Here is a 25,696-nt window from a genome sequence, read left to right as displayed (position 1 = left end):
ATAATTATATCATCGCTATAGATGGGCGGAGTGATCGCATAATCCAACCATTTAAATTCCCATAGTAGAATTTTGCTAGAGCCACAAGCACTGAAACTCAAGGCTCGGAGGATGGATTAAGGAACAGTAAATCAAAGTATCCCTAGCAACGCTCAAAAACTCGCCCCAAACTGTTACCAATACATGGGATGCTGGTTGATGATTAGTGAGTTTTGCCAATGTCTGTTGTTTCTGCTATCACTGTTACCGTTCCGGCCACAACTGCTAATTTGGGGCCTAGTTTTGATTGTATCGGTGCAGCTTTAAAGCTGTACAACGAGTTCAAGTTCACTCGCCAAGAAGAGGGTGAGCTAATTATTCATGTCACTGGTACGGAAGCTGAACGTGTCAAAACTGATGAGAACAATCTCCTCTACCAAGCATTTGTCAAGTTCTATCAACATATAGAGCAGACACCGCCGATAGTGAAAATAGAGATTAAATTAGGTGTCCCACTGGCGAGGGGTTTGGGTAGTTCGGCGACAGCAATTGTTGGTGGGTTGGTTGCTGCTAATCAACTTGAGGGTGCGCCTATGAGTCAGTCACAGGTGATGGAGTTAGCGATCGCAATGGAAGGACATCCTGATAATGTAGTTCCAGCTTTGTTGGGAAGATGTCGTCTTGCTGCTACCAGTGGCGCAGGTTGGGAAATTTGTGATGTTCCCTGGCATAAAGATGTTGTACCAGTTGTGGCTATTCCTGATTTTGAACTTTCCACTTCAGAGGCGCGGGGCGTTCTCCCAACTCAGGTAAGTCGCGCCGATGCGATTTTCAATATGGCACATCTGGGGTTATTATTGCGCGGCTTGGAAACTGGTAACGGACAATGGTTAAAGACAGGTTTGCAAGATAAGTTGCATCAACCCTATCGCAAAGCTTTGATTCCTGGTTATGATGCCCTAAACATAGCAGCTGTTAGTGCTGGTGCTTATGGTATGGTGATTAGTGGTGCGGGGCCGACACTGTTAGCTTTGGCGGATAAGTTACACTCAGAGGCTGTGGAGGCGGCGATGTTAGCTGCTTGGCAACAAGAAGGAATTACAGCCGAGGTGCGATCGCTTTCTCTCGATACCCAAGGCGCAAAAAGCTTTTAATAAATCAGATGACTATTTTATTCAGCACTTAAAACTCGATTTATGGAGCAAATTCAGGATGAAATGGCGGCGCTTAAATCTCAAATTCAGATTCTCCTAGAAGAACGCGCTACACTCACTATTAATAATGTAATCTCTGCCGAGAATGATTCACCACAGGCAATGGTTGAAGCGTACCGCCGTCAAGCCAGGGAAAATGCCCAATTATCAGTTGAACTCCAGGGCATAGATGCGGCGATCGCAGCCTTAGAAGTCCAGATAAAACAAAAACAAGGTAAGTTAGTGCGATCGCAAGTTGAATCAAAAGAACTTATCCAACAGCAGCAGCTAGAAGAAGCTAAAGAAGTCGCTCAGGTTCATGCTCAACGCATTAATCAACTAGCAGGTGAACTGGCGACAGAAGTCCGTTTACTCAAGGCTTGTGCCAATCAACTGAGTCCAATGTATTGGCAGATTTATTACAAGCCCTTCATTACTGGGTTCAAGACAATCTCTGTTCCCTATGTCCGATCAGATGGGGAAGTGTGGACAATTGTCAACCGGATTGTTTAATGCCAGCATTTCTAAACTAGTACTCTGTCAAGCCAAGAATGACGGGTGGAGGCACAGAAACCAAAAAATACTTCATGCCCCTGTTCTGCCCAGAGAAGACCTAAAGAAGGTCACATGTTGCCACTGCCAATTAATTCCAATCTTCATGAGTTAACCCATATTCCGCCCTAGAGTGTGAAGAGATTATAGTGAAGACAGGTGACCAAAAAGCAATTATGACCACCAACTTACCTGTAGCCACAGAAATTATACCAATCGTCTTGCAATTGCAACCTGCGATCGCAATGACCGACGATCAGTTTTACGAGTTTTGTCAGTTAAACCGCGACTTTCGCATTGAACGTAATGCTGCTGGAGAATTAGTGATTATGCCCCCTACTGGTTCCGAAACTGATGAACGCAACTTTAACTTAGTTGGGCAGTTGTGGGTATGGACAAAGCAAGATGGTACAGGTGTAGGGTTTGGTTCCAGTGGTGGGTTTTCTTTGCCTAATGGTGCAGTGCGATCGCCAGATACAGCGTGGATAAAACGTACACGCTGGGAAGCCATACCAGTGGAAATACGAAAAAAGTTTGCACCGATTTGTCCTGAGTTTGTGATTGAATTGCGTTCCCAGAGCGATCGCTTGCAAGTTTTACAAGACAAGATGCAAGAGTATATTGATAATGGGACACAACTTGGTTGGTTAATTGATAGAAAACAACGCCGAGTTTTGATTTATCGTCCTAATATTGCAGTTGAGGTATTAGATAATCCTAAGACACTTTATGGTGAACCGTTGCTACTTGGGTTTGTTTTGGATTTAAGTCAGGTTTGGTAAGAGATAAATACAAAATACTCAACCCAGTTTGGAAAAAAAGCGCCTGAGAAAATCTACATATTAAAACTAAAATAGCTACACTCAAAGCATGATAAAATAAAAATCTTATGAATTTATGGCGGCGAAAGACATATTCCATGATGCAGTAAAACGCGCTTTGGAGAAAGAGGGTTGGCTCATCACTAATGACCCGCTTTTCCTCCGTTTTGGTGGTTTGGATATGTACATCGACCTTGGTGCAGAGAAAGTTTTAGCAGCTGAACGAAATCAAGAAAAAATTGCGGTTGAAGTTAAAAGCTTTGTTGCTCCATCTACTACAACTGAATTTAGTACTGCTTTAGGACAGTATCTCAAATATCAATTAGCACTTGAAGAAGAACAACCTGAGAGACTTTTATATTTAGCAGTTCCCTTAGACACCTATCGTTCTTTTTTTACCTTAGAACTGCCAGGCTTATTAATCCAACGTTACCAAGTTCGGCTGATTGTTTTCGATCCAGAAGAGGAGGCGATCGTAAAATGGCAAAAGTAGAACAGTACCGTCAACTTATTCAAGAACTGTTGCTAGCTTACAGCGAAATCAAAGCCAGCAACGAAGAAGTCGAAGCAGAAGTTATTTTTGATAGAGAACGCGATCGCTACCAAGTCGTTCATGCGGGGTGGTCAAATAAGCGCCGTGTATATGGCTGTGTTTTGCATTTAGATATTAAAAACGAAAAAATTTGGATTCAACACGATGGTACTGAAGGAGGTATCGCCAATGAACTTATTAGTCAAGGTATACCTAAAAAAGACATCGTTTTGGCTTTTCATTCCCCCTTTAAACGACAATTTACCGAGTTCGCTGTTGGTTAAAATGGCTGAAGGTTGAAAGGAACCCAATCATTCAGATAAATCACGGTGCGACGCCGAATAGCCCGTCGTAGACATCGCCAGATGCAGCGTGGATAAAACGCGATCGCTGGGAAGCCATACCAGTGGAACTACGAAAAAAATTTGCACCGATTTGTCCTGAGTTTGTGATTGAATTGCGTTCCCAGAGCGATCGCTTACAAATTTTGCAAGACAAAATGCAAGAGTATATTGATAATGGGACACAACTTGGTTGGTTAATTGATAGAAAACAACGCCAAGTTTTTATTTATCGTCCTAATATTGCGGTTGAGGAATTAGATAATCCTAAAACCCTTTCCGGTGAACCTTTACTACCTGGGTTTATTTTGGATTTAAGTCAGGTTTGGTAGTTCAAATCTTGCACCATACAATTAAAAATAGCGCTATAAATATTCCACATCCACGGACAAAATTAAATATATGAACACAACACCCTCTAGTATTTGATAAATTTAATATTGAATTTAGGCAAGCTGAAGAGCAAATTATTTTTACATTACGTGAAGATTTGAAGTCATAAAAATTAGTGGATTAGGCATAACCTTAGCCCACCTTACAAACTTACTGCTATTTAGATTTAAGAACTCCTATTTTTTCTGCCCATTTGTAATACACTTGCTTTAAGCTCCCAGTATGAACGCTCCAATACCGTTCACCTTTAGTCTGATTAAATATGATTAGCAACCACTCCTGTTCTTTTACATCTGGAGGTTTAGTTGCAAAAATTAGACATAATTCATCGTTCTCCGTAGCATAATACTCTAGTTTGTAAAGAGAACCTTGCCACCCTCTATCATCCATTGTGGTAATTTGAATAGCTGCTGTTTCTAGCTCATTTTGAGGAGTAAAAATAAACACCTCAGAGGAACTACTAGGTTTTTCTAACAGAATTTCTTTTACAACTCCCCCAATGTCAAAAAAAGTACTTAATAAATATTTCAACAATTCATCTTTCGTTTTTACCTCTAATTCCTTACAGGCTTCTGCGTGGGTAAAGTTTTTGACATCTCGTAAAGTCCAATATCCCATGTGAATCAAAGCATGATGATCCCAACCTTCGCTACTACTGCGCCATTTATCTTGCGTTTTTGCAATGACTTTATGCCCAATTTTAGAAGTAAATAACTCGAATAGTTCTCTGATATTTATTTCCATTACTTATGCCTCGAACTAGTTTTTTCTGAATAGAGCTACATTTATATAGTTCCCTAAACCGTTCTTAAAGTTACATTTTGAGACTAAGTAAATTCAAAAAGATGCTAATAAAACCGTTACAAATAGCAATATCAAAGTACAAAAATAAAATAGGGGCTGAGAAATACATCTCAGCCCCGATAAAAAAGCGGGCTAACCGCTATTTATATGGTTAACCCGTGCAGCTTTGGGAACGCGCAGAGAAATTGTTATTGCAATACCAACTTCACATTGGCGTTTTGCAGACCGCGTTGTTTTACTTCAGCCAAAGTTTTATTAACGGCATACTTTTGGTTGATGGAGTTGATCAACTCGGTTTGGTTGTGCTTCTTAGCAACTCCCCACAGGTCAGCGATTAGGTCAAAGGAACCATCGCTGTTGCGAGACCAGCCGAGGTCATATTCGCCATCCAACATAGCAACGATGTCAGAACGGACACGCTGACCGTTATAACCACGGACATCAGCTTCAGTCTTTACGCTGATACCGAGGTCGCGCAAGGAAGCCTTGAGGATTTCGGCATCGGTGATTTTGGTACGCAGGGTGCTAAAGTGAGACATTTGGGGTTTCCTCCAATGAGAAGATTGAGAAAAACGACAACGGTTTGTTTTGGGCGAAGCCGCGCTTAACAGGATGCGGCTTTTCTTATAACTGCTAGCATTAAGAGCTAGCCTTTCCCCCTGGGATGGCAGAGGAAAGCTTTTAGAACTCCATTCGCTGATATTCAGCTACGGAGGATGCTGCGGGGCGGGCGCGCTGTCTGGCCCAATCTCTCAGAGCCGTTACTTGTTCTTGCATCGTTCGAGACAGCGGCAATGTTGCCTTCAGTGCAGCAATAATATCTAGTTGGGTGAACTCCCGATCTTGGGCAAAAGCTTCATACATTGCCGCAACGATCGCTTGCTCAACTTCTGCCCCAGAAAAGCCATCAGACATCTTAGCTAGTTGCTCAAGATCAAATCGAGAGATGTCTTCACGGCGCTTGGTCAGATGAATATTGAAAATCTGCTGCCGTTCTTCCGGTGTTGGCAGATCCACAAAGAAAATTTCATCAAAGCGTCCTTTCCTCAAGAACTCGCCAGGTAAGCGTTCTACTCTGTTGGCAGTTGCCATCACAAACACTGGTGACTTCTTATCTTGCATCCATGTGAGAAAAGAACCGAAGATTCTACTTGAAGTCCCCCCATCAGAATCGGAGGAACCTCCACTACCAGCAAAGGATTTATCCAATTCATCGATAAATAAAATCGCTGGGGAAATAGATTCTGCTGTTTTCAGGGCGTTCCGCAAATTTGCCTCACTTCGTCCCACCATTGAGCCGTCATAGACTCGCCCCATATCCAACCGCAACAGTGGTAAACCCCACAGCCTGGAAGTAGTTTTGGCAATTAATGATTTACCACAACCGGGAACTCCGAGAATTAACATCCCTTTTGGTTGAGGCAAACCATACTCTCTGGCTCTCTCTGTGAAAGCATTGGAGCGTTGCTTGAGCCATCTTTTTAACTCTTCTAAGCCGCCTACAGCATCAATGGTTTCATCTTCTTCAATGTATTCTAAGATCCCATTGCGCCGAATTAGTTGCTTTTTCTCAGATAAAACTATATCTACTTCATCTTCCGTCAAACGCCCTGTAGTTACCTGCGCCTTCCGGTAGACTTTCTCAGCTTCATCTTTAGTTAGACCCAAAGCTGCTCTGAGAAGCTTTTCTCTGGCTTCTGTTGTCAGCCGCCGACCACGATTTTGGTCTACATGCTGAGTCAGTACTTTATTTAACTCTGCCATATCTGGCAGTGTAAAGTCGATAACAACAACTTCTTTTTCCAACTCTATAGGTACTTGTTGCATCGGCGACATCAAAATGATGTTCTTTTGCGTACCTTTAAAGCTAGCGATCGCATCACGTAACGATCTGTTTGTTGCAGGCGCATCAATAAAGGGATGTAAATCTTTAAGAATAAATATACTTGGTTCTTTCTGCCGGATTATCCACTCAATCGCGGCCTCTGGAGACACGGTATTATGTTGGGTGACATTCCGGGGTTGACCATACTCCACAATCCCATGTGTTACTGTCCAAACAAATACCCGGCGCTGGGGTTTTAACAACTGGGCAATTGTGGAAACTGCTTGCTCGGCCCGCTCTTCCTCGGAGGTCACAAGGTAGATTAAAGGGTATTGAGCTTGAATTAGGATATTGAGCTCTTCTTTCATACATCGACCTACTTGAGACCTTATAGAGACAGTAGAGACATTGCTTCTGGTAAAGACAACCGAATCATGAATAAATAATTCATAATTCCTATCTATTTAGCAAGGAACTAACTCTTCCTCACTCTTGGGATGGGTTTCATCTTTATCCATCTCATCAATAGAAAGATGTTCTTGACCAACTACTCCTGGTTGATTGCCCAAAGTTACCAGTTCCCCATCACGTAAGACTAGTGAGCTATCACAAGTTGGGCATGAATAAACTCTATGAGTCCGCCCATAAGAAGAATCTTTTACCTCGTCAACCAATTCTGAATTAGACAGGTAAAAAACGAGGGCACGTTCTGCAAGTTCTGACATTGGTTCTGAATCGACTGCTGAACGAATCTTCAATTTTCTGTGCAACTCTGGCGATAAATACAAAGTGACCTTTTGCTTAGTTTGCGTTTGCATATAACTCTTTAACGGTCTTACCCGGGTATGTATATCAAGTTATCGGTTTCTTGATTGGTTGTCAAGACGGAAAAACGTTTTAACGGCAGTTTCGTTACATTTATTTATATTTGGGACTAGAATGTTGTTGATAACTAGCCATGCCGAGATTTTTGCCGGAACGGGAATTAGCGATGAAGAAATGATTAGCTGACTTGGCTTATTTTTTAATTATTTGGAGCGTAAGCGGATTAAAGTTGAACACCTTTCCGGTTGTAAACAACTGATATCCACAGGAGATGGCAGCGAATGATACTAGCATAGAAAAAAGTGACACTGAGCCGATTACAACACCACTGGCAATAAACAGAGCGATTCCTATCCCAATCAACACCCATCCCAGTTTCCGATTATCGCGCCCACCCCAATTTAGAGCTACTACACCTCCCATACACAGCAAAATTCCAGGTGTGCTGCGTAAGTAGACGCTCACATAAATACTTGTACTGAAAAATGTAATGCCTGCTAGGATTAGTCCTAAACCAATAAGCTTACTGGCAAGGATTACTTGATCTTCATCTTCTTTACTGGTGGTAGGTGCTGTAATTTTTGTTGGCGCGGAGTTTGGTGTAGGATTTTTTGTGGCAGATGCAGAGTGCTGCTGCACCCTAAACATGAAAGTTATTTTGTCTCCTTGCCCAAATGAAATTCTGTCTCCTGGATGCAGTGGACAAAAAACTTGAGGTTGAAGTTTCGCACCGTTAACATACGTGCCATTAGAACTGCCCAAATCGGTGATATGGTATTCATCCCCATTCACCCAAATTTGCGCGTGGATGCGAGATACCACATCCGAATCTGGTAAGCCAGAAATATCAATATCTGGTGGTTTTTGGTCGTTTGGCTTACCGACGCAAATTACAGAAAGATTTGGTGGAAATTGCAAAGATGTGTTGGTTTGGAAGTGAAAAAGCTCCAAACTTACCTTGGCTGTCTGAGATGCATTGTACATAAGCTGTGTGATAAAGCACTTTATATAGTTTTCTCTACTGAGAACTCAAAAGAGAATGGTAAATATCCTGAATATTATTGAATTTTTAATGAGCGCTCTTTTGGTGGAGTTTATTCAGCAGTTTACGGATTGGGGAATAACTCGTAAATTAGCGAAGGTATTGATCTGAGTTTCTAGTATTTCTATAAAATTAGTGACTTTGGCAAAATGCGTAATATAAATGACTACTGCTAATAAAACCTGTAGTTTGGGGCGAAGAATTTATCGGTTTGCCTCCAGCGTTAGCGGAGTCATTGCCGTGTTCATAATCCTGTGGGGTTGCACTGCAAACGATTTTAACGCCGGAGCGATCGCATGGAAAACTTATAGCAACTCCCGTTATGGCTTTGAATTTCCATATCCAAGTAACTGGACTTCATTAGCAGCCCCAGAAAATGATGATGGAATTGTGTTTATTTTACCCCAGAACAAAACAGTGGAAATTCGGGGGTGGGCAAGTCAGCAGCTACCAAATTCGATTGTTACAGACCAAAATTCCGTGAAAAAGATAAATTCCAACTTTCAGACTGCCCAAGGAGTATCTGGGGTACTGGTTGTAGAAGTTGACAAAGGAGTAGGTTCGATGACACTGACACTAACTCAGAGTCAAGTGAAATACTACTGGCAGGGACGAAGCAAGAGCCAAGAATTTCAAGATTACTATCGTTTGTTTTATTACATTGCCCAGCAGTATCGGATTTCCAAGTCCTGAGTTAGGAGTGAGGAGAGACGCGATTAATCGCGTCTGTACAAAAGTTAGGAGAATTTCTCTCATCTTCCCCTCTCCCCCTGCTGCCTAAATTGACATCTCCGCCAGAATGATGATTGAGAGGGGACAGAAACCTGGTAGATTTAGCTATCAGCGAGTAAAAACTGGTGAAGATGAAAGTCCTGGTTATTGGTGGTGATGGATATTGCGGTTGGGCAACTGCTCTTTACCTTTCCAATCGAGGTTATGAAGTTGGAATTTTAGATAGTTTGGTGCGGCGGCATTGGGATAATGAACTGGGTGTCGAAACTCTCACTCCGATCGCACTAATTCAGCAACGCCTCCAGCACTGGCAAGATTTGACTGGCAAATCTATCGACCTGTTCATCGGCGATATTACTAACTACGAATTTCTCAACAAAGCATTACATCAATTTCAGCCAAACGCCCTAGTGCATTTTGGAGAACAGCGTTCGGCTCCATTTTCGATGATTGACCGCGAACATGCAGTTCTTACCCAGGTCAATAACGTAGTTGGTACGTTGAACTTGTTGTACGCCATGCGGGAAGATTTCCCAGACTGTCATTTAGTGAAGCTGGGGACGATGGGTGAATACGGTACACCCAATATCGACATAGAAGAAGGGTACATCACCATTGAACACAATGGACGCAAGGATACCCTACCTTATCCCAAGCAGCCTGGTTCAATGTACCATTTAAGCAAAGTCCATGACAGTCATAACATCCACTTTGCTTGCCGGATTTGGGGATTGCGGGCAACGGATTTAAATCAGGGTGTAGTTTACGGCGTCTTAACCGAAGAAACGGGGATGGACGAACTATTGATTAATCGGCTGGATTACGATGGGGTGTTTGGTACTGCACTAAACCGCTTTTGTATTCAAGCAGCGATTGGACACCCCTTAACCGTTTATGGTAAAGGCGGGCAAACTCGCGGATTTTTGGATATTCGGGATACAGTCCGATGTGTGGAATTAGCGATCGCTAACCCTGCAAAACCTGGTGAATTCCGCGTATTTAACCAATTTACCGAACAATTCAGCGTCGGCGACTTGGCATTGATGGTGAAAAAAGCTGGTAACGCTATGGGATTGAATGTAGAAATCAATCACTTAGATAATCCCAGAGTCGAGAAAGAAGAACATTACTTCAACGCTAAAAACACTAAATTGCTCGATTTAGGTTTAGAGCCTCACTTGCTTTCTGATTCTCTACTCGATTCTCTGTTAAACTTTGCCATCAAGTATCAGAAACGAGTTGATCACAAACAAATTCTGCCCAAAGTCTCTTGGCATCGAAATTAGGGTAAATTCTACGTGCGGCTGATAACAGAACCTTACTTAACTCAAGTCAGTAATTGACCGAAAAATGGTCGTCATATCTTAGCACAATATGACGACCATTCAATTGTTGTTTAACCTGCGTATCGTCCAGCTATTGGTAATTTCGCCGCCACCTACGGTTATTTTGGTGGTGAGTTCAGTTTTGACCGCATGAGTTGGATCAAACCTAACTTCCTCTGGATGATGTATCGTTCTGGATGGGGTACACAAAATGGGCAAGAGGTAGTGTTAGCTATTTGGATTAAGCGTTCGGCAATTGAAGAAATTTTAGCGGCGGCTGTTCATTCCAGCTACGTTCCAGAACTTTATCCCAATAGAAGTGAATGGCAAAGAGCATTGAAGCAATCGCAAGTTCGCCTACAATGGGACCCAGACCATCACCCATCTGGGACAAAATTAGAAAGACGCGCTATTGAGTTAGGGTTACGTGGTCAAGTACTAGCTGCTTACGCCAAAGATTGGATTGTGAACATTGAGGATATCTCGGACTTTGTACAAAAACAGCGGCAAAACATTAAATCTGACTGTGCAGAATTGATTACACCACGGGAGACAGTTTACTCTGTGTTTGATCCCGAAACGCAAGTAAATCTGGGATTATCTGCCTGTACTAAATAGTTTTTTATGAGAATTGCTCTATTTACCGAAACCTTTTTGCCCAAGGTTGACGGCATTGTAACGCGCTTGTGCCATACCGTTGACCATTTACAGCGCAGTGGTAATCAAGTACTGGTGATTGCCCCTGATGGAGGGATTACTGAACACAAAGGCGCTAAAGTTTACGGCGTTACTGGCTTTCCTCTGCCATTGTATCCAGAATTGAAAATGGCACTTCCCCGCCCAGCCATTGGGTACGCCTTAGAAGAGTTCAAGCCAGATGTTATCCATGTTGTGAATCCAGCAGTTTTGGGTTTATCTGGGATATTTTATAGTAAAATCCTCAAAATACCCTTAGTGGCGTCTTACCATACGCATTTACCCCAATATCTCCAACATTACGGCTTGGGGATGCTGGAAGGTTTTCTTTGGGAACTGCTCAAAGGTGCTCATAATCAAGCAGCTTTGAATCTGTGTACATCGACAGCAATGGTGGAGGAACTGACAGCACACGGTATTGAACGGGTAGATTTGTGGCAGCGTGGGGTGGATACAGAATTATTTCACCCCAATTTGGCTAGTGTAGAGATGCGATCGCGCCTATCACAAAACCATCCAGAAAGTCCATTGCTACTTTACGTAGGGCGACTTTCTGCTGAAAAAGAAATTGAGCGCATTAAACCAATTTTAGAAGCCATTCCCGAAGCGCGGTTGGCATTGGTTGGGGATGGTCCCCACCGTGAAGCATTGCAAAAACACTTTGCTGGCACAAACACTTATTTTGTTGGCTATCTTATGGGGCAAGAATTAGGTTCTGCCTTTGCGAGTGCTGATGCCTTTATTTTTCCCTCCCGGACAGAAACATTAGGCTTAGTACTACTAGAAGCGATGGCTGCTGGCTGTCCGGTGGTAGCAGCCCGTTCGGGGGGAATTCCTGATATTGTGACAGATGGGGTAAATGGATATCTTTTTGAGCCAACAGCAGATGTTCAAGGAGCCATCGCTGCCACTATTCGCCTCTTAAAACAAAAACAACAACGAGACATCATTCGTCAAAATGCTCGTCAGGAAGCAGAAACTTGGGGTTGGCCATCTGCTACCAGGCAGCTACAAGATTACTACCAAAAGGTGATATTTTCTGAACAATTGACAAAATAGGGAGTGGGGAAGCAGGGGCACAGAAGTGGGGAGAATAACCAATGCCCAATTTGAGTTTGCGCTTGGAAGCGGTAACTAAGGAATATGATTGTGAGATTTTTTTAAGTGAATTTACTTAGCAGCTTTACAGCGATCGCATTTGGGTGCGCTAGTTAGATAAAATTCGCGTCAAAGGGAAACACCAGGCGGTGAATATCTAGGAGTTAATTGGCGAAAGTTTCTGTTTAACTATCATATCCGGACGCACTGCTTATTTATCGCGTAGTTCTCACAAGCGATCGCCTGTTTTCAATCCACCAAATGCATTCAACCCAAAGATCGGTCTGTTGATATCCACTTAAAAGATGAAAGTATGATTAATTACAAATACTCTCCAAAGTCCTGAGATGGTATTTGGACAATGCTTACTAAATAGTTTTGAGTGAGAGAGTTAGGAGTTATGAGTTATCAGTCCCTGCGTCCCCGCCTCTCTCCTTCAATCTTGAACCTCTCCCTGGTCATCCTGAAAGGGGTCTTCGCCAATTCTTAGCTCTTTTTTTGAGCGTTTCAACTGTTTCCATAGATCCTTTATTTGTTCGTAAGCTGCACCTGGAGGTAGTTTTCCACCTGTTTCTAAGTTGCAAATGTAGCTTACTCGTTGGGCAAATTCCTGTAGATTCGCATTAAAAACCAAGTTTTCTGGCTTTACCTGACCGTAGTAGCGACCACGAGGGTAGAGAAAATCATCTTTGTTCACTATTTTTTTCTCCAAATTATTCAACTCCCTTTTTGTTTAAATGTCTAAAGCTGAATCACTAGCTACCCTAATCTTTCTTTTATCAGATTGCGGGAAATCAAATCATCCAACTCCTTTTCAAATTGGTGATGCATAAATATGGTTGATTCAGATTTTGAGACTAGAAAATAAAGCTTGAAATACTTTTACCGTAAATGTTACAAAAAAATTCCCTGTTAAAATGACTAGAGAATATATTTTACTTCCCTCCGAGCTATCAATTTCTTTCATCTTAGTTTATGAAGCTCAGATTGTAATTAACTACAGTTGAAACCCTGGCTTACAAACTATTAAAAAATACCCGTACTCTTTATTAATCTTTCTTCGCAAAAATAATTACTAAGCTTTTTAGGTGAAACTACTTAGACAAACTTACTATGCACTAAAGCTAATTGTCGTCTGTTAAAAGTTAGAGATTCAGTTCTGAATGTTTGGCAACTGGCTAATGAGGCATTGGGCAAAACAGTTCTGAGTTCAGAGTTATGAGTGAAGAAGTGAGATTCCCCACTCAGTACTCGGCACTCAATAATCGCCAATGACTAATAGTCAATAACTAAAGATAAAATGGTGAAGCCCGAAACGACAAAAATCGTCCATCGCCTAGAACTTTACCTGCCACCATGTCTGTTAATTCCAAGTTATACGAAGGCAAAGCGAAAATTCTTTATACAACGGACGATCCCGAAGTCTTGTTGGCTGATTTTAAGGATGACGCCACGGCGTTTAATGCCCAAAAGCGTGGCAGTATCCAAGGAAAAGGAAAAATTAATTGTAGCATTTCCAGTCAGCTTTTTAAACAGTTGGAGGCAAATGGTATAAAGACTCACTTTATCAACAGCCCTGCCCCGAATCAGATGCTGGTGAGAGCAGTAAAGATTTTACCCTTAGAAGTAGTTATCAGAAATATTGCTGCTGGGAGTCTGTGTCAGCAAACAGGGTTACCAGTGGGTACAATTCTGAAACAGCCTTTGGTAGAGTTTTATTACAAAAACGACCAATTAGGAGATCCTTTATTGACACGCGATCGCCTGTATCTGCTAGAACTAGCTACTGCGGAACAAGTAGACGCAATAACACATCTAGCATTGCACATCAACAAATTTCTCAATAACTTTTGGCAGCGGTGCGGCATTACCCTAGTAGACTTCAAACTAGAGTTTGGTTTGGACTCACAACAGCAGTTGCTCTTGGCCGATGAAATTAGCCCCGACACCTGCCGTTTGTGGGATAGCACAGAAAAGGACTCAAACCGCCGGGTAATGGACAAAGACCGCTTTCGCCGAGACTTAGGAAATGTAGAGGATGCCTACCAGGAGGTTTTACAAAGAGTGCTAAAGGCAGTAGAAACTACAAGTTAAACAGGTAAAAACCAAAAGGGAAGAAGAAATTATCAGAGAAGGCAGGAGACAAAAGAAAAGAATTATGAATGAAAACTTTAGTCGTGGGTCATTAGCCAGTTTAAAAACAAAAATTGTCTCTCACCTCAGGTGCTGCGAGATCCAAAGCGTCCAAGATCAATCCCACGCTTTTAAACGTGGGTTACTCCTGCCTCCTGAAATTTGACTTTTGCCTTTTGCCTTGTAAAGTAAAAAAGCAAAAGAAAAAACTATGTTTTGAGTTTTACCTTTGGCATGAGGGCATTATTGCCTTGTGATGGTGTGTGTGTGGTCGTGAAGAGGAATCATAAGTAAAATGCGTTTATCTCCCGTATTGCTGGCAGCAGTAGCAATTGCAGTCCCTTTGGGCGGTTCATTGAGTGCAAATGCAGAAACCGCCAACAGTTCAAAACAGACAAAAGAAGTTTTGACACTAGAAAAAAATCAGCAGCTAGAAAAGGATACTGGTCAGGGTGACTCTAGTAAAAGTCTAGTATCTCGACCTAATCCCACAGGAGTTATAGAGGGGGAGCCTCTCCAATCCCGCATTGTCGCAATTTACCCGGCAAATCCAGCAGCGATGCCTGCGGCGGGCTACGCCTACGCGACATCAAAGGTAATAGTACCAACCTCCACAACGCCAACAACTGCACAAACCGCTCAAATCATCAATCCCAGCCCTACTCAACAGCCATCCCCCGCTCCAGACATTCCACCGCCAGAAATTCAACAACCAACGCCTTCCCCAACTCCTGAAACCACTCCAGTCCCAGAAAATGTCAATCCACCGACAACGGAACCTTTATTACCCACAACTCCACAACCATCAACCACTCCAGACATTCCCCCCCCAGCTAGTCAACAAAGAACACCTGCCCCACGCCCAGGCGCTACTCCCAGTCCGCAGATTATCAACCCGCCGACAACTCCGGGAAATACTCAACCCAACACAGCCCCAGGCGCTACTCCCAGTCCGCAGAATATTAACCCGCCGACAACTCCAGGAAATACTCAACCCAACACAGCCCCAGAAGCCAATGACCCCCGCGTACTGGTATCAGAAGTAGTAATTAGATCACAGGCTGGGCAACTATCACCAGAATTAGAAGACCAAGTTTACAAAGTAATTCGTACCCAACCAGGACGAACGACAACCCGCAGCCAACTACAAGAAGATATTAACGCCATCTTTGGTACTGGCTTCTTCTCCAACGTCCAGGCAACGCCAGAAGATACCCCCTTGGGAGTGCGGGTGAGCTTTGTTGTGCAGCCTAACCCCGTCCTCAGTAAAGTAGAAGTGCAAGCCAATCCTGGCACTGGTGTTGCTTCTGTACTACCAGCTAATACTGTGGATGAAGTATTTCGGGAGCAGTATGGCAAAATCCTCAACTTGCGTGACTTGCAAGAAGGCATCAAGCAGTTAAACAAGCGATATCAAGACCAAGGTTACGTGCTAGCCAACGTGATTGGAGCGCCCCAAGTTTCTGAAAACGGAGTTGTTACGTTGCAAATAGCAGAAGGGGTAGTAGAGAATATTAGAGTCCGGTTCCGTAATAAAGATGGTCAGGAGACAGACGAGAAAGGACAACCGATTCGGGGACGCACACAGGATTACATCATTACACGAGAATTGGAGTTGAAGCCAGGACAAGTATTCAATCGCAACACAGTGCAAAGAGACCTACAGCGCGTGTATGGAGTGGGACTGTTTGAGGATGTGAATGTGTCCCTTGACCCTGGTAGTGACCCCAGCAAGGTAGATGTAGTAGTGAATGTAGCTGAACGCAGCAGTGGTTCTATTGCAGCTGGGGCAGGGATTAGTTCTGCTAGCGGACTTTTTGGAACAGTAAGCTATCAACAGCAAAATCTGAACGGTAGAAACCAAAAGCTGGGGGCAGAAGTACAGGTGGGAGAACGGGAACTGCTGTTTGACCTGCGGTTCACAGACCCCTGGATCGCGGGAGATCCCTACCGGACTTCTTACACAACAAATATTTTTCGCCGCAGTTCCATTTCATTGATTTTTGATGGCAAAGATGAAGATATTAGGACGTTTGACCCAGATAATCCCACTAATACAGGTTCTCAGGATCGCCCCCGCATTCTCCGTATAGGTGGTGGTGTCACCTTTACCCGTCCCCTGTCTGCCAATCCTTACAAAACTTCCGTCTGGACTGCCTCAGCGGGTTTACAGTATCAACGAGTTTCTGCCCGTGATGCTGATGGCAATCTCAGAAAAACAGGAGCGGTATTTGATGATAATGGAAACCGCATCAGTGATGAAATTCCACTGACTTTATCTAGCAGCGGTCAAGACGATTTACTACTGCTGCAACTGGGGGCACAGCGCGATCTCCGTAATAACCCTTTGCAACCCACTAGCGGTTCTTATCTCCGCTTTGGGGTTGATCAGTCGGTTCCTATCGGACTAGGCAGCATTTTCCTCACCAGATTACGGGGTAGCTACAGCCAATATTTACCCATCAAACTGATTAGCCTCAGCAAAGGGGCACAAACGTTGGCATTTAACTTGCAAGCAGGAACCATCTTCGGTGACTTGCCTCCCTACGAAGCTTTTACCCTTGGCGGTAGCAACTCCGTCCGGGGTTATGAAGAAGGAGCATTAGCTAGTGGACGCTCTTATGTGCAAGCATCAGTTGAGTATCGCTTCCCAGTTTTTTCAGTAGTCAGCGGCGCACTATTTTTTGATGTCGGCAGTGACCTGGGAACTAGTACTAGGGCAGCTGAAGTGTTGAACAAAAATGGTAGTGGCTTCGGCTATGGTCTTGGCGTTCGCGTCCAGTCTCCACTAGGGCCAATTCGGATTGACTATGGTATCAACGATGACGGTGATAGCCGGATTAATTTCGGTATTGGCGAAAGATTTTAACCAGTTAGGAGTTAGAAGTAGAGACGCGATTAATCGCGTCTGTACAGAAGTTAGGAGTTATGAGTTTTAATTCCTCACTCCTCACTCTTAACTCATAACTTTTTTGGATTAGCTTGCTAATTTTCACATTTACCTCAATACTGTTCCGATAAAGGGATTAATCACATTTTTAGGGGAATATCAGGGATTTTACCAAAACAGACGATGAACAATACTAAAAGAAATATATTGACTTTTCGGCTATGCAACAGCACACTCTAGCCGCCCAAATCATCCAAACAGGGGTAGGACTGCATAGCGGTGTGAGTACCCAGGTGCGGATACTACCAGCTGAGGCAGGAAGTGGACGCTACTTTGTGCGAGTGGATTTACCAGATTTGCCGATCATTCCAGCCCAAGTTGCGGCAGTTAGTCACACTGTTCTCTCAACTCAGTTGGGCAAGGGTGAGGTATCTGTTCGCACGGTAGAGCATTTGTTAGCAGCACTTTCTGGTATGGGTGTGGATAATGCCCGGATTGAAATTGATGGCCCAGAAGTTCCACTTTTGGATGGTTCAGCAAGTGTGTGGACAGCCAACATTACCCAAGTTGGCTTAGTATCACAACCCGTTAACAACCAAGCTGCCTTGTCTGTTACAGAACCAATATGGGTCTATCAAGGGGATGCCTTTGTATGTGCCCTCCCAGCACCAGAAACCCGCTTTAGTTACGGTATTGATTTTGACCTGCCCGCCATTGGTAATCAATGGCATAGTTGGTCACTAAGTGCTGAACTAGGAAAAGCTTCTGCTAGCTTTGCTGCGGAAATTGCTCCTGCCCGTACTTTTGGGTTACAGCATCAAATTGAACACTTACAAAAAACAGGGTTAATTAAAGGTGGCAGTTTGGATAATGCACTTGTTTGTGGATCAGAAGGCTGGCTAAATCCACCATTAAGATTTGCAAATGAGCCAGTCCGTCATAAAATCTTGGATTTAGTAGGAGATTTAAGTTTACTAGGAACTTTTCCTAATGCTCATTTCTTAGCGTATAAAGCCAGTCATAATTTACACATTCAACTGGCTCAAAGAATTTTAGATTTGGGACTTCGGCTTCTCTACGAGACGCTGCGCGAACGCTCAGTCGAACGATTTTAGATTTTAGATTAAAACTAAAGCCTAAAATCTAGGATCATTAAGCTTTGGATATACGCCTGCCTACTCAACTTTCAGATGAAAAATCAACTACACGGTCAATGTCAATCCTCACTGAAGTGAATACCATCAATACAACTACATCTACCGAACCACAGGCTATAAATGAGACTACAATCAGTTCTGAGATTAAAACAAGTTTTACATCTGAAGAAATTCAGAAATTGCTACCCCACCGCTACCCATTTTTACTTGTAGACAAAATAATTGACTACGTTCCAGGTAAAAAAGCTGTTGGGGTTAAAAATGTCACTATCAATGAACCCCATTTTCAAGGACATTTCCCTGGACGTCCACTGATGCCAGGGGTACTAATTGTCGAAGCAATGGCACAAGTCGGGGGCATTGTCCTGACTCAAATGTCTCCGGAAGAAGACGGACTGTTCGTCTTCGCTGGTATCGATAAAGTCCGCTTTCGCCGCCAGGTCGTACCGGGGGATCAACTAGTAATGACGTTGGAACTGTTATGGGTAAAACAACGTCGTTTCGGTAAGATGCAAGGTCGTGCCGAAGTTGACGGTCAACTTGCTTGTGAAGGGGAATTAATGTTTTCTCTAGTTAACTAAAAGTTTGCTTTCGTGGTATAGGCATAGCCGTGAAGTGCCCTTACTGAATCCTGAAAAAGGATAACAGTTAAAAAAATCCACAACAGCATCTGATAATTTCTTGATTTTCGACGCCCTCTCTACGAGACGCACTCACAAACACACTTAACTTGCTTTGCCCGACACTTTCGTTCACTGAAATACTTCACGCTCTACCAGTCACCTCGATGGGACGGCAGTAGGTACAACTCTTTTAACCAGAGTAACACGCTGCCTGAGAAACCCCGTCTGGCGCTGGCTTATCAAGACAGTTCTGGAGATTCACCCTTGAAAACGCTAATTCATCCAACTGCTGTAATTCATCCTAAATCGGAACTCCACCATACAGTGCAAGTCGGTGCCTATGCTGTGATTGGAGCGCATGTCAAAGTGGGCCCTGAAACAATAATCGGCGCTCATGCTGTGCTAGAGGGGCCTTGTGAAATTGGGGCGCAAAATCAAATTTTTACAGGTGCAGCCATCGGCATGGAACCCCAGGATCTCAAGTTTGTGGGAGAACCAACCTGGGTCAAAATTGGTGATAACAACTTAATTCGTGAGTACGTTACTATTAACCGTGCTACTGGTGCTGGTGAAGCGACGGTAATAGGTGATGGGAACCTGCTGATGGCTTATGTCCATGTGGCTCATAACTGCGTGATTGAAGACCAGGTAGTGATCGCTAACTCTGTGGCGTTGGCAGGTCATGTCCATATAGAGTCACGCGCTAGGCTGAGTGGGGTTTTAGGTGTCCATCAATTTGTGCATATTGGTAGACAGGCAATGGTAGGAGGCATGGCACGGATTGACCGGGATGTGGCCCCATATATGCTAGTTGAGGGAAATCCGGCGCGGGTACGAACTCTCAACCTTGTCGGACTTAAACGCTCTGGTATGGACTCAGCAGATTTGCAAATGCTGAAAAAAGCCTTCCGCATTCTCTACCGTTCTGATTTGTCCTTTAAGGATGCCTTGGAACAACTGGAACTGTTAGGGGATAGCGAAGAATTGCAGCATCTGCGCCGCTTCCTGCTACTTTCTCAGATGCCAGGAAGGCGTGGCTTGATTCCCGGTAAGGGGAAAAAAGGCGCGAGTGATGAATCGTGAATTTTAAGTTAGGAGTTATGAGTTGATGAATTAAATTTTTAACTCCTAACTCCTAACTATTCACTCCTTACTTTTAAGTTTTTACTAATTACCAATTATCAAATGCGGATATTTATCAGCACTGGCGAAGTATCTGGCGATTTACAAGGGTCGCTGCTAATTACAGCGCTGAAGCGTCAAGCTGTGGCGATTGGGTTGGAATTAGAGATTGTGGCCTTGGGTGGCGAAAAAATGGTAGAGGCTGGGGCAACTCTACTGGGAAATACCAGTAGTATTGGCTCAATGGGTATTCAAGAAGGGCTGCCTTATATTTTACCGACTCTCCAAGTGCAACGTAAGGCGATCGCTTCCCTCAAGCAAGATCCACCTGACTTGGTGGTGCTGATCGATTACATGAGTCCGAATATAAAAATTGGGACTTACATGAAACAGCATTTGCCAGATGTGCCTGTAGTATATTACATCGCTCCCCAAGAGTGGGCTTGGTCAGTCAATTTTCGTAGGACTGACAGGATTGTTGGTTTTACAGACAAGTTGTTGGCAATCTTCCCACAAGAAGCCCGTTACTTTCGCGAACAAGGGGCAAAAGTTATTTGGGTAGGGCATCCTTTGGTTGACGGAATGCAAGACGCTCCCAGTCGCCAAGCAGCTCGTGCAACATTGGGGATTGCACCAGAACAGATTGCGATCGCACTCCTCCCCGCCTCTCGCCACCAAGAACTAAAATATCTTTTACCAATTATTTTTCAAGCCGCCCAAACTCTTCAAGCTAAATTACCTAAAGTTCACTTTTGGATTCCCCTATCTCTGGAAGTCTATAGACAGCCAATTGAGGAGGCTATTGAGCGTTACGGTTTGCAGGCTACAGTTGTATTGGGTCAACAAAAGGAAGTTTTTGCTGCTGCTGATTTAGCTATTAGTAAATCTGGTACTGTCAACTTGGAACTGGCTCTGTTAAATGTGCCGCAAGTTGTAGTTTACCGCCTCAGTTCCCTGACTGCTTGGATAGCTCGTAACATCCTCAAAGGTTCCATAACCTTTGCATCACCACCCAATTTAGTAGTGATGAAGCCGATTGTGCCAGAATTTTTACAAGAGCAAGCCACACCAGAGAATATTATCCAAGCAGCGATGGAATTGCTACTCAATCCCCGTCGCAGACAGCAAACTTTGCTAGATTATGAAGAAATGCGGCAAAGTTTAGGAGAAGTTGGGGTGTGCGATCGCGCTGCTCAAGAAATTTTGCAAATGCGACCAAATAATTCGTAATTCGTAATTAAAAATAGAGAATCAATCAATTTATTTATGAATAAAATAAGTGTGAAGCACGTATTTTTGTGGAAACCCGCATTTATCCGTGGGGGAATTACGAATTATATTGAGGTGTCATGGCTTATGAGATGAAAAAACAAAGAGCGATCGCAGTTGATTTGTTCGCTGGCGCCGGCGGTATGACTCTTGGCTTTGAGCAAGCTGGCTTTGATGTGCTGGCGTCCGTGGAAATCGACCCGATCCACTGTGCAGCACATGAGTTTAACTTCCCTTTTTGCTCAGTTTTATGTAAAAGTGTTGAACAGACAACCGGGAAAGAAATTAGGAATCGGTCTGAGATTGGCGATCATGAAATTGATGTGGTAATTTGTGGCTCACCATGTCAAGGATTTTCCCTAATTGGTAAACGGGCTATTGATGATCCACGAAACTCTTTGGTATTTCACTTTCATAGATTGGTTTTGGAGCTACAACCAAAATTTTTTGTGATGGAAAATGTGCGGGGGATCACAGTTGGCGAACATAAACAAATCCTTCAAAGCTTAATTAGCGAGTTTAAAACTTACGGCTATAAGGTAGAAGAAAATTATCAAATTCTCAACGCTGCACATTACGGAGTACCACAGTCCCGTGAGAGATTATTTCTCATAGGCGCAAGGGAGGATCTAGAGTTACCGAAATATCCTCAACCGATTACTAAACAAGCATTACCAAATAATTTAAATTCTAAAAAAATATTTGACATTCCATTGAGTCCTACAGTATGGGATGCAATTGGAGATTTACCTGAAATAGAAAAATATTCTGAGTTACTAATAAGAAATTGGGTAACAGCAGAATACGGAAAGCCTAGTAACTACGCTCGGATACTTCGCGGTATCAAATGCCTAAACGATGATTATTCTTACAAACGTGAATATGATTTGCAAATACTTTCTTCAAGTTTAAGAACAAAACATTCAGCAGAAACTATTCAACGTTTTCAGGAGACTCAACAAGGCGAGAGAGAAAAAATTAGTCGTTTTTATAAGCTGCACCCTGCTGGTGTCTGCAATACTTTAAGAGCCGGAACAGACAAGTATAAAGGTTCTTTCACATCTCCTAGACCGATTCATCCATTTACGCCCCGTTGTATCACAGTCAGAGAAGCAGCAAGATTACATTCTTACCCCGATTGGTTTAGATTTCATGTAACTAAATGGCACGGATTTAGACAAGTCGGTAACTCTGTACCACCCCTATTAGCAAAGGCTGTGGCAGCAGAAATTATTCGCAGTTTGAATATTTCGCCTTTTAAACCGAGTTTGGGATACAAGTTGCCAGAGGAAAAGCTACTACAATTTAATATGTCCCAAGCGACACAACATTATCAGCGGGACTGATAAGAATACACTCTGTAATATGTGCAAGGTTGGGTTAAGTCCAGGCACGGAAGAATGTACTATCTTCCCAGATATTAGCAGTCTGTTGAGCGATCGCTGTTAATTCTTCCTTTTTAAGGGGCACAAAAGCCCGCGCTATCTTGACATTATTCTCTAATTGTGCAATTGTTTCTGCCGCAATTACGCAACAATGAACCCCAGGCTGAGACATTGTGTAACCTAAAGCTTGCTGCATACCTGTCAACCCACCTGATTTAAACAGCCGACCATAAGCCGGGACTTTCATCGCAATCACACCGACATTTTTTTCTTGAGCAACTGGTAGAACTACTGGGATAAATGGATGTGGGTGGTGTTTGTCAGCGGCATTCACAGGAATCAGTGTAGTATGGAAAGGATAGCGACGTAACCCTTCGGCAATCACCTCAGGGTCGTGGTGTCCGGTAATACCTGCGAATCGTACCAATTTTTGTTGTATGGCTTCTTCTAAAGCTTTAATTGCACCAGATGGACTAAAGATGGTGTCGAGTTCTTCGGAAAAAGAAACGCGATGCAACTGCCACAAATCGAGATAATCTGTATTGAGACGTTTAAGCGATCGCTCCAATTCTCGCCATGCACCATCCCGATCTCTTTGATCAGTCTTGCTTGCTAGAAACAGCTTTGAGCGATGGGGTGGTAGCACTTTGCCTAAATAATCTTCACTCGGCCCATAACTAGCCGCTGTATCAAAGTAGCGAATGCCAAGTTCCAGCGCTCTTTGAATAATTGCCGCAGCATCACCTTCTTTTCCTTCCCAGGATAACGGCGTTTGTCCTGCTCCTCCTAATCCGAAGATAGGCAGTTTTACTTCCGTGCGTCCCAGCAGCCGTTCTGGCATCGTTGCTGGTGGTGTAGCGGTGTTGCTAATATTTTGTTGTAAAGCATTAGTTGCCACAATGCCTCCTGTCACAGCAATGCTGGTAATTAGGAAATTACGCCGCGTTTTTCCTTCTGTCATGATTGGCTTTGGGGGCGAAATTAGTTTTATTCTAAAATTTTAGCTAGGGATAATTAACTGGATATCCTTCTAAAGCATAGATCCATCGCATTTCATCAGGATCGAACTGCCTCATTGCCTGATATTCTTGGCAATCTAGGCATAGCTTACCTCTATACTCGTTACAAATCTGGGACTAGTATCAGTGTCGGTTAAAGGATATTCTTCTAGGTATAGCCTGGTAGCTTCTTTAAGATTAACAAGAGCTTCTTCAATTGTTTCACCTTGGTCAACTGTGCCGACTTCAGGACATTCAGCAACATACATTTCTTCTTCTTTGTGAATAATGGCAGTTAATATTTTGGTCTTCATACTCTTTTATTCTGATACGGACAATCGAGCAATCGCACTCCTTTTTCTAGTTTAGCTTTGAGGTGCGATCGCACCTCAAAATAACATCAGCAGAATTTATCGGGAGCATCCCAAATGTGTAAAAACATAATTTGTCATTGCGAGCCGAACGCAGTGAAGCAAAGCAATCGCAAACTACAGATGTTGCGATTGCTTCATTCCGCTTCTCTACGAGACGCTCCGCGAACACTTCATTCGCAATGACTTGTAACAATTTTGGTAAATTTGCAAAATTGGGATGCTCCCAATTTATCTGTAAATATTTTCTTATAACTGTTCAAGTAGTTTGCGTTTCTTCGCTTCAAATTCATCATCACTAATTGCTCCTTGATCTCTCAATTTTTTCAATTTTTCTATTTTAGATAGTGGATCAGACATATTTCTAGATGAATAGCCCAAAAACTGCCCTTTAAACTCAAGAAGATGGTTGAGAAATTCCCTAGCCTTTTCTGCTTCACCTGGTATGGTAAGAGCGCCATTAATCTGAAATTTTGCACTGCGTTCAGTATTATCACCATCCAGATAAGACAATTCCAAGGTATTCTTCGTTTGTTGAAGCTGGCGTCCTACATCACCAAGAGCTAAAAATCCACGAACACCTCCAAGCTCAAAGAAATCAAGTTTAGCTTCAATCACCCCTTCATATAGGACTTTGAAAGACATGTCTTTATCATAGAATACGAAGGAGTGGTTAAGAACAAATGCCAATCCACTGCTTTGAGCAGAGTTTGGATAACCACGAACTCCACCTCGATAAGTAGCTATTTGCGAGAATACAACTTGTTCACTTGCATCCAATAAACCCCTAGCTACCAGATTTTCTATTTGTATTTTTATTTCTGATTTTGCTAGAGTATTTGCTTGCTCCTTCACTTGTGCTTCAATTGTTTGCTGTGAATATTTAGCTATAAATCCTCGACCTTGTGGCGTAGAGATAGCAACTAAACAAGCTAGAACACATATAATGATTGACCAAGTTATGGCTGGATTCCCCAAGGTTGATGAACTCAATAAAGCATAGAGTATTAAACCAATCCCAGCAAAATAGTACACTGCCAGTTGACTAAATCTTGATTGGGATTGATTTGAAACTTTATTTTTAAGAGATGGGAGATCATTATATGTGTTTATTTTAACTGTAGAGTTTTTGCTTGGAGTTTCTACTTGAGTTTTATGGTTAATAGTTAGAGGCGGACTAATCACAGATGTAGTTGAATTAACTTGTACTACCAACTCAAATTCTTCAGTCCACACCGTTAAGTCTTCTCTAGCTTGTCGCCCGTAAACCTTAACTTTCTCAATAGATGCAGTACCTAAGCCTGTTATCCTTTTACGGATAAATGCAACTAAGGCTTGCTGATTTGGGACTTGGGCAGATTCTAGCATTACCTCTAAGCAAGCATTTTTGAGCGTTATTTTCGCTGTGATGCCCTTGGGCTGTAATTGATGGTTCATTAAAGATGCGATCGCCTGTGCATCTCCTTGTTTAGCAAGTTCTAAAAGATTCGGCTGTGTCATAACCAATAAATCCGAAAATCTGAGAAATATTTTCTATCTCATGGTTCCCTATTTACAGGTAAAAATAACATTTTTAGCCCTATATTTAAA

At 42.9% G+C, this 25,696-nt stretch carries 24 protein-coding genes and 3 pseudogenes; 18 read left to right on the top strand and 9 right to left on the bottom strand.

All coding sequences use genetic code 11. The features are described 5' to 3' along the window. Window positions 1-218 precede the first annotated feature (218 nt). The 6 genes and pseudogenes from thrB to V7K46_RS06505 all read left to right on the top strand — a co-directional run. Window positions 219-1,133, top strand: a complete 915-nt coding sequence (gene thrB / locus V7K46_RS06530; protein ID WP_335111772.1) for a homoserine kinase — start codon at window positions 219-221, stop codon at window positions 1,131-1,133. Window positions 1,134-1,175: 42 nt separating this feature from the next. Continuing rightward, window positions 1,176-1,685, top strand: a complete 510-nt coding sequence (locus V7K46_RS06525) for a hypothetical protein (protein WP_335111771.1) — start codon at window positions 1,176-1,178, stop codon at window positions 1,683-1,685. A 215-nt stretch (window positions 1,686-1,900) separates the two neighbouring features. Next, complete coding sequence (locus V7K46_RS06520) at window positions 1,901-2,506, top strand: Uma2 family endonuclease (protein ID WP_335111854.1); 606 nt, start codon at window positions 1,901-1,903, stop codon at window positions 2,504-2,506. A gap of 115 nt (window positions 2,507-2,621) precedes the next feature. Next, entirely contained in the window at window positions 2,622-3,038 is a 417-nt protein-coding gene (locus tag V7K46_RS06515) for a XisH family protein (RefSeq protein WP_190894602.1), read from the top strand. Beyond that, complete coding sequence (locus V7K46_RS06510; protein ID WP_335111770.1) at window positions 3,026-3,361, top strand: XisI protein; 336 nt, start codon at window positions 3,026-3,028, stop codon at window positions 3,359-3,361. Before V7K46_RS06515 ends, V7K46_RS06510 begins: the two co-directional genes overlap by 13 nt. A 74-nt stretch (window positions 3,362-3,435) precedes the next feature. Beyond that, a pseudogene (locus tag V7K46_RS06505) lies at window positions 3,436-3,750 on the top strand (Uma2 family endonuclease); the annotation flags it as partial. A 217-nt stretch (window positions 3,751-3,967) separates the two neighbouring features. Here V7K46_RS06505 and V7K46_RS06500 read toward each other — a convergent pair. The 5 genes from V7K46_RS06500 to V7K46_RS06480 form a co-directional block, all read right to left on the bottom strand. Next, window positions 3,968-4,555 carry a hypothetical protein gene (locus tag V7K46_RS06500; protein WP_335111769.1) on the bottom strand — a complete coding sequence of 196 codons (588 nt, stop codon included), beginning with the start codon at window positions 4,553-4,555 and terminating at the stop codon, window positions 3,968-3,970. Between the two features lie 248 nt (window positions 4,556-4,803). Then, entirely contained in the window at window positions 4,804-5,154 is a 351-nt protein-coding gene (locus tag V7K46_RS06495; protein ID WP_012407317.1) for a DUF1257 domain-containing protein, read from the bottom strand. A gap of 142 nt (window positions 5,155-5,296) precedes the next feature. Beyond that, window positions 5,297-6,808, bottom strand: a complete 1,512-nt coding sequence (gene ycf46 / locus V7K46_RS06490) for a stress-responsive protein Ycf46 (RefSeq protein WP_273762402.1) — start codon at window positions 6,806-6,808, stop codon at window positions 5,297-5,299. Window positions 6,809-6,904: 96 nt separating this feature from the next. Further along, on the bottom strand, window positions 6,905-7,258 hold the full coding sequence (locus tag V7K46_RS06485; RefSeq protein WP_335111768.1) for a hypothetical protein: 354 nt from the start codon (window positions 7,256-7,258) through the stop codon (window positions 6,905-6,907). Window positions 7,259-7,457: 199 nt separating this feature from the next. Further along, window positions 7,458-8,249 (bottom strand): FHA domain-containing protein, encoded by a 792-nt coding sequence (locus V7K46_RS06480; RefSeq protein WP_335111767.1) that lies wholly within the window; start codon window positions 8,247-8,249, stop codon window positions 7,458-7,460. A gap of 220 nt (window positions 8,250-8,469) precedes the next feature. On the opposite strand from V7K46_RS06480, the gene V7K46_RS06475 reads away from it, so the two are divergent. The 5 genes and pseudogenes from V7K46_RS06475 to V7K46_RS06455 form a co-directional block, all read left to right on the top strand. Beyond that, entirely contained in the window at window positions 8,470-9,000 is a 531-nt protein-coding gene (locus V7K46_RS06475) for a hypothetical protein (protein ID WP_335111766.1), read from the top strand. Window positions 9,001-9,170: 170 nt separating this feature from the next. Then, window positions 9,171-10,325: an NAD-dependent epimerase/dehydratase family protein gene (locus V7K46_RS06470; RefSeq protein WP_335111765.1), complete on the top strand. Its 1,155-nt coding sequence runs from the start codon at window positions 9,171-9,173 to the stop codon at window positions 10,323-10,325. A 129-nt stretch (window positions 10,326-10,454) separates the two neighbouring features. After that, a pseudogene (locus V7K46_RS06465) lies at window positions 10,455-10,982 on the top strand (DUF4291 domain-containing protein); the annotation flags it as partial. A gap of 6 nt (window positions 10,983-10,988) precedes the next feature. Further along, complete coding sequence (locus V7K46_RS06460) at window positions 10,989-12,119, top strand: glycosyltransferase family 4 protein (RefSeq protein WP_335111764.1); 1,131 nt, start codon at window positions 10,989-10,991, stop codon at window positions 12,117-12,119. A gap of 47 nt (window positions 12,120-12,166) precedes the next feature. After that, a pseudogene (locus V7K46_RS06455) lies at window positions 12,167-12,504 on the top strand (adenylate/guanylate cyclase domain-containing protein); the annotation flags it as partial. A gap of 90 nt (window positions 12,505-12,594) precedes the next feature. Here the strand turns inward: V7K46_RS06455 and V7K46_RS06450 are convergent. Continuing rightward, window positions 12,595-12,870: a DUF7219 family protein gene (locus V7K46_RS06450; protein ID WP_273762410.1), complete on the bottom strand. Its 276-nt coding sequence runs from the start codon at window positions 12,868-12,870 to the stop codon at window positions 12,595-12,597. A 644-nt stretch (window positions 12,871-13,514) separates the two neighbouring features. Here V7K46_RS06450 and purC point away from each other — a divergent pair. From purC to V7K46_RS06415, 7 genes are all read left to right on the top strand, one after another. Further along, complete coding sequence (purC, locus tag V7K46_RS06445; RefSeq protein ID WP_335111763.1) at window positions 13,515-14,252, top strand: phosphoribosylaminoimidazolesuccinocarboxamide synthase; 738 nt, start codon at window positions 13,515-13,517, stop codon at window positions 14,250-14,252. A gap of 334 nt (window positions 14,253-14,586) precedes the next feature. Beyond that, a complete protein-coding gene (locus tag V7K46_RS06440; RefSeq protein WP_335111762.1) occupies window positions 14,587-17,160 on the top strand; it encodes a BamA/TamA family outer membrane protein in 2,574 nt (857 codons plus the stop codon). A 242-nt stretch (window positions 17,161-17,402) separates the two neighbouring features. Next, entirely contained in the window at window positions 17,403-18,296 is an 894-nt protein-coding gene (lpxC, locus tag V7K46_RS06435; RefSeq protein WP_335111761.1) for a UDP-3-O-acyl-N-acetylglucosamine deacetylase, read from the top strand. Between the two features lie 98 nt (window positions 18,297-18,394). Further along, window positions 18,395-18,919, top strand: coding sequence for a 3-hydroxyacyl-ACP dehydratase FabZ (gene fabZ, locus V7K46_RS06430; protein ID WP_298904439.1), 525 nt, complete (start codon window positions 18,395-18,397; stop codon window positions 18,917-18,919). A 306-nt stretch (window positions 18,920-19,225) separates the two neighbouring features. Next, window positions 19,226-20,044, top strand: a complete 819-nt coding sequence (gene lpxA / locus V7K46_RS06425; RefSeq protein ID WP_298904437.1) for an acyl-ACP--UDP-N-acetylglucosamine O-acyltransferase — start codon at window positions 19,226-19,228, stop codon at window positions 20,042-20,044. Between the two features lie 102 nt (window positions 20,045-20,146). Then, window positions 20,147-21,313, top strand: a complete 1,167-nt coding sequence (lpxB, locus tag V7K46_RS06420; RefSeq protein ID WP_335111760.1) for a lipid-A-disaccharide synthase — start codon at window positions 20,147-20,149, stop codon at window positions 21,311-21,313. A 131-nt stretch (window positions 21,314-21,444) separates the two neighbouring features. Then, window positions 21,445-22,698, top strand: a complete 1,254-nt coding sequence (locus V7K46_RS06415) for a DNA cytosine methyltransferase (RefSeq protein ID WP_335111759.1) — start codon at window positions 21,445-21,447, stop codon at window positions 22,696-22,698. A 34-nt stretch (window positions 22,699-22,732) separates the two neighbouring features. On the opposite strand, the gene V7K46_RS06410 is transcribed toward V7K46_RS06415, so the two are convergent. The 3 genes from V7K46_RS06410 to V7K46_RS06400 all read right to left on the bottom strand — a co-directional run bounded on the left by V7K46_RS06410 (window position 22,733) and on the right by V7K46_RS06400 (window position 25,606). Then, window positions 22,733-23,698, bottom strand: a complete 966-nt coding sequence (locus tag V7K46_RS06410) for an aldo/keto reductase (RefSeq protein ID WP_335111758.1) — start codon at window positions 23,696-23,698, stop codon at window positions 22,733-22,735. A gap of 135 nt (window positions 23,699-23,833) precedes the next feature. Continuing rightward, window positions 23,834-24,049 (bottom strand): type II toxin-antitoxin system HicB family antitoxin, encoded by a 216-nt coding sequence (locus V7K46_RS06405; RefSeq protein ID WP_335111757.1) that lies wholly within the window; start codon window positions 24,047-24,049, stop codon window positions 23,834-23,836. A gap of 306 nt (window positions 24,050-24,355) precedes the next feature. Further along, on the bottom strand, window positions 24,356-25,606 hold the full coding sequence (locus V7K46_RS06400) for an SHOCT domain-containing protein (protein WP_335111756.1): 1,251 nt from the start codon (window positions 25,604-25,606) through the stop codon (window positions 24,356-24,358). Window positions 25,607-25,696 lie beyond the last annotated feature (90 nt).

It is taken from the genome of Nostoc sp., assembly GCF_036917395.1.
GTDB lineage: Bacteria > Cyanobacteriota > Cyanobacteriia > Cyanobacteriales > Nostocaceae > Nostoc.
Note: the sequence above shows the minus strand (reverse complement) of the source record. Positions and strands in the feature narration are given on the sequence as shown.

Bases quoted from the DNA above. Each gene is read 5' to 3' on its own strand.
- thrB (WP_335111772.1), top strand. From the start codon at position 219: ATGTCTGTTGTTTCTGCTATCACTGTTACCGTTCCGGCCACAACTGCT.
- V7K46_RS06525 (WP_335111771.1), top strand. From the start codon at position 1,176: ATGGAGCAAATTCAGGATGAAATGGCGGCGCTTAAATCTCAAATTCAG.
- V7K46_RS06520 (WP_335111854.1), top strand. From the start codon at position 1,901: ATGACCACCAACTTACCTGTAGCCACAGAAATTATACCAATCGTCTTG.
- V7K46_RS06515 (WP_190894602.1), top strand. From the start codon at position 2,622: ATGGCGGCGAAAGACATATTCCATGATGCAGTAAAACGCGCTTTGGAG.
- V7K46_RS06510 (WP_335111770.1), top strand. From the start codon at position 3,026: ATGGCAAAAGTAGAACAGTACCGTCAACTTATTCAAGAACTGTTGCTA.
- V7K46_RS06500 (WP_335111769.1), bottom strand. From the start codon at position 4,555: ATGGAAATAAATATCAGAGAACTATTCGAGTTATTTACTTCTAAAATT.
- V7K46_RS06495 (WP_012407317.1), bottom strand. From the start codon at position 5,154: ATGTCTCACTTTAGCACCCTGCGTACCAAAATCACCGATGCCGAAATC.
- ycf46 (WP_273762402.1), bottom strand. From the start codon at position 6,808: ATGAAAGAAGAGCTCAATATCCTAATTCAAGCTCAATACCCTTTAATC.
- V7K46_RS06485 (WP_335111768.1), bottom strand. From the start codon at position 7,258: ATGCAAACGCAAACTAAGCAAAAGGTCACTTTGTATTTATCGCCAGAG.
- V7K46_RS06480 (WP_335111767.1), bottom strand. From the start codon at position 8,249: ATGTACAATGCATCTCAGACAGCCAAGGTAAGTTTGGAGCTTTTTCAC.
- V7K46_RS06475 (WP_335111766.1), top strand. From the start codon at position 8,470: ATGACTACTGCTAATAAAACCTGTAGTTTGGGGCGAAGAATTTATCGG.
- V7K46_RS06470 (WP_335111765.1), top strand. From the start codon at position 9,171: ATGAAAGTCCTGGTTATTGGTGGTGATGGATATTGCGGTTGGGCAACT.
- V7K46_RS06460 (WP_335111764.1), top strand. From the start codon at position 10,989: ATGAGAATTGCTCTATTTACCGAAACCTTTTTGCCCAAGGTTGACGGC.
- purC (WP_335111763.1), top strand. From the start codon at position 13,515: ATGTCTGTTAATTCCAAGTTATACGAAGGCAAAGCGAAAATTCTTTAT.
- V7K46_RS06440 (WP_335111762.1), top strand. From the start codon at position 14,587: ATGCGTTTATCTCCCGTATTGCTGGCAGCAGTAGCAATTGCAGTCCCT.
- lpxC (WP_335111761.1), top strand. From the start codon at position 17,403: ATGCAACAGCACACTCTAGCCGCCCAAATCATCCAAACAGGGGTAGGA.
- fabZ (WP_298904439.1), top strand. From the start codon at position 18,395: ATGTCAATCCTCACTGAAGTGAATACCATCAATACAACTACATCTACC.
- lpxB (WP_335111760.1), top strand. From the start codon at position 20,147: ATGCGGATATTTATCAGCACTGGCGAAGTATCTGGCGATTTACAAGGG.
- V7K46_RS06415 (WP_335111759.1), top strand. From the start codon at position 21,445: ATGAAAAAACAAAGAGCGATCGCAGTTGATTTGTTCGCTGGCGCCGGC.
- V7K46_RS06410 (WP_335111758.1), bottom strand. From the start codon at position 23,698: ATGACAGAAGGAAAAACGCGGCGTAATTTCCTAATTACCAGCATTGCT.
- V7K46_RS06405 (WP_335111757.1), bottom strand. From the start codon at position 24,049: ATGAAGACCAAAATATTAACTGCCATTATTCACAAAGAAGAAGAAATG.
- V7K46_RS06400 (WP_335111756.1), bottom strand. From the start codon at position 25,606: ATGACACAGCCGAATCTTTTAGAACTTGCTAAACAAGGAGATGCACAG.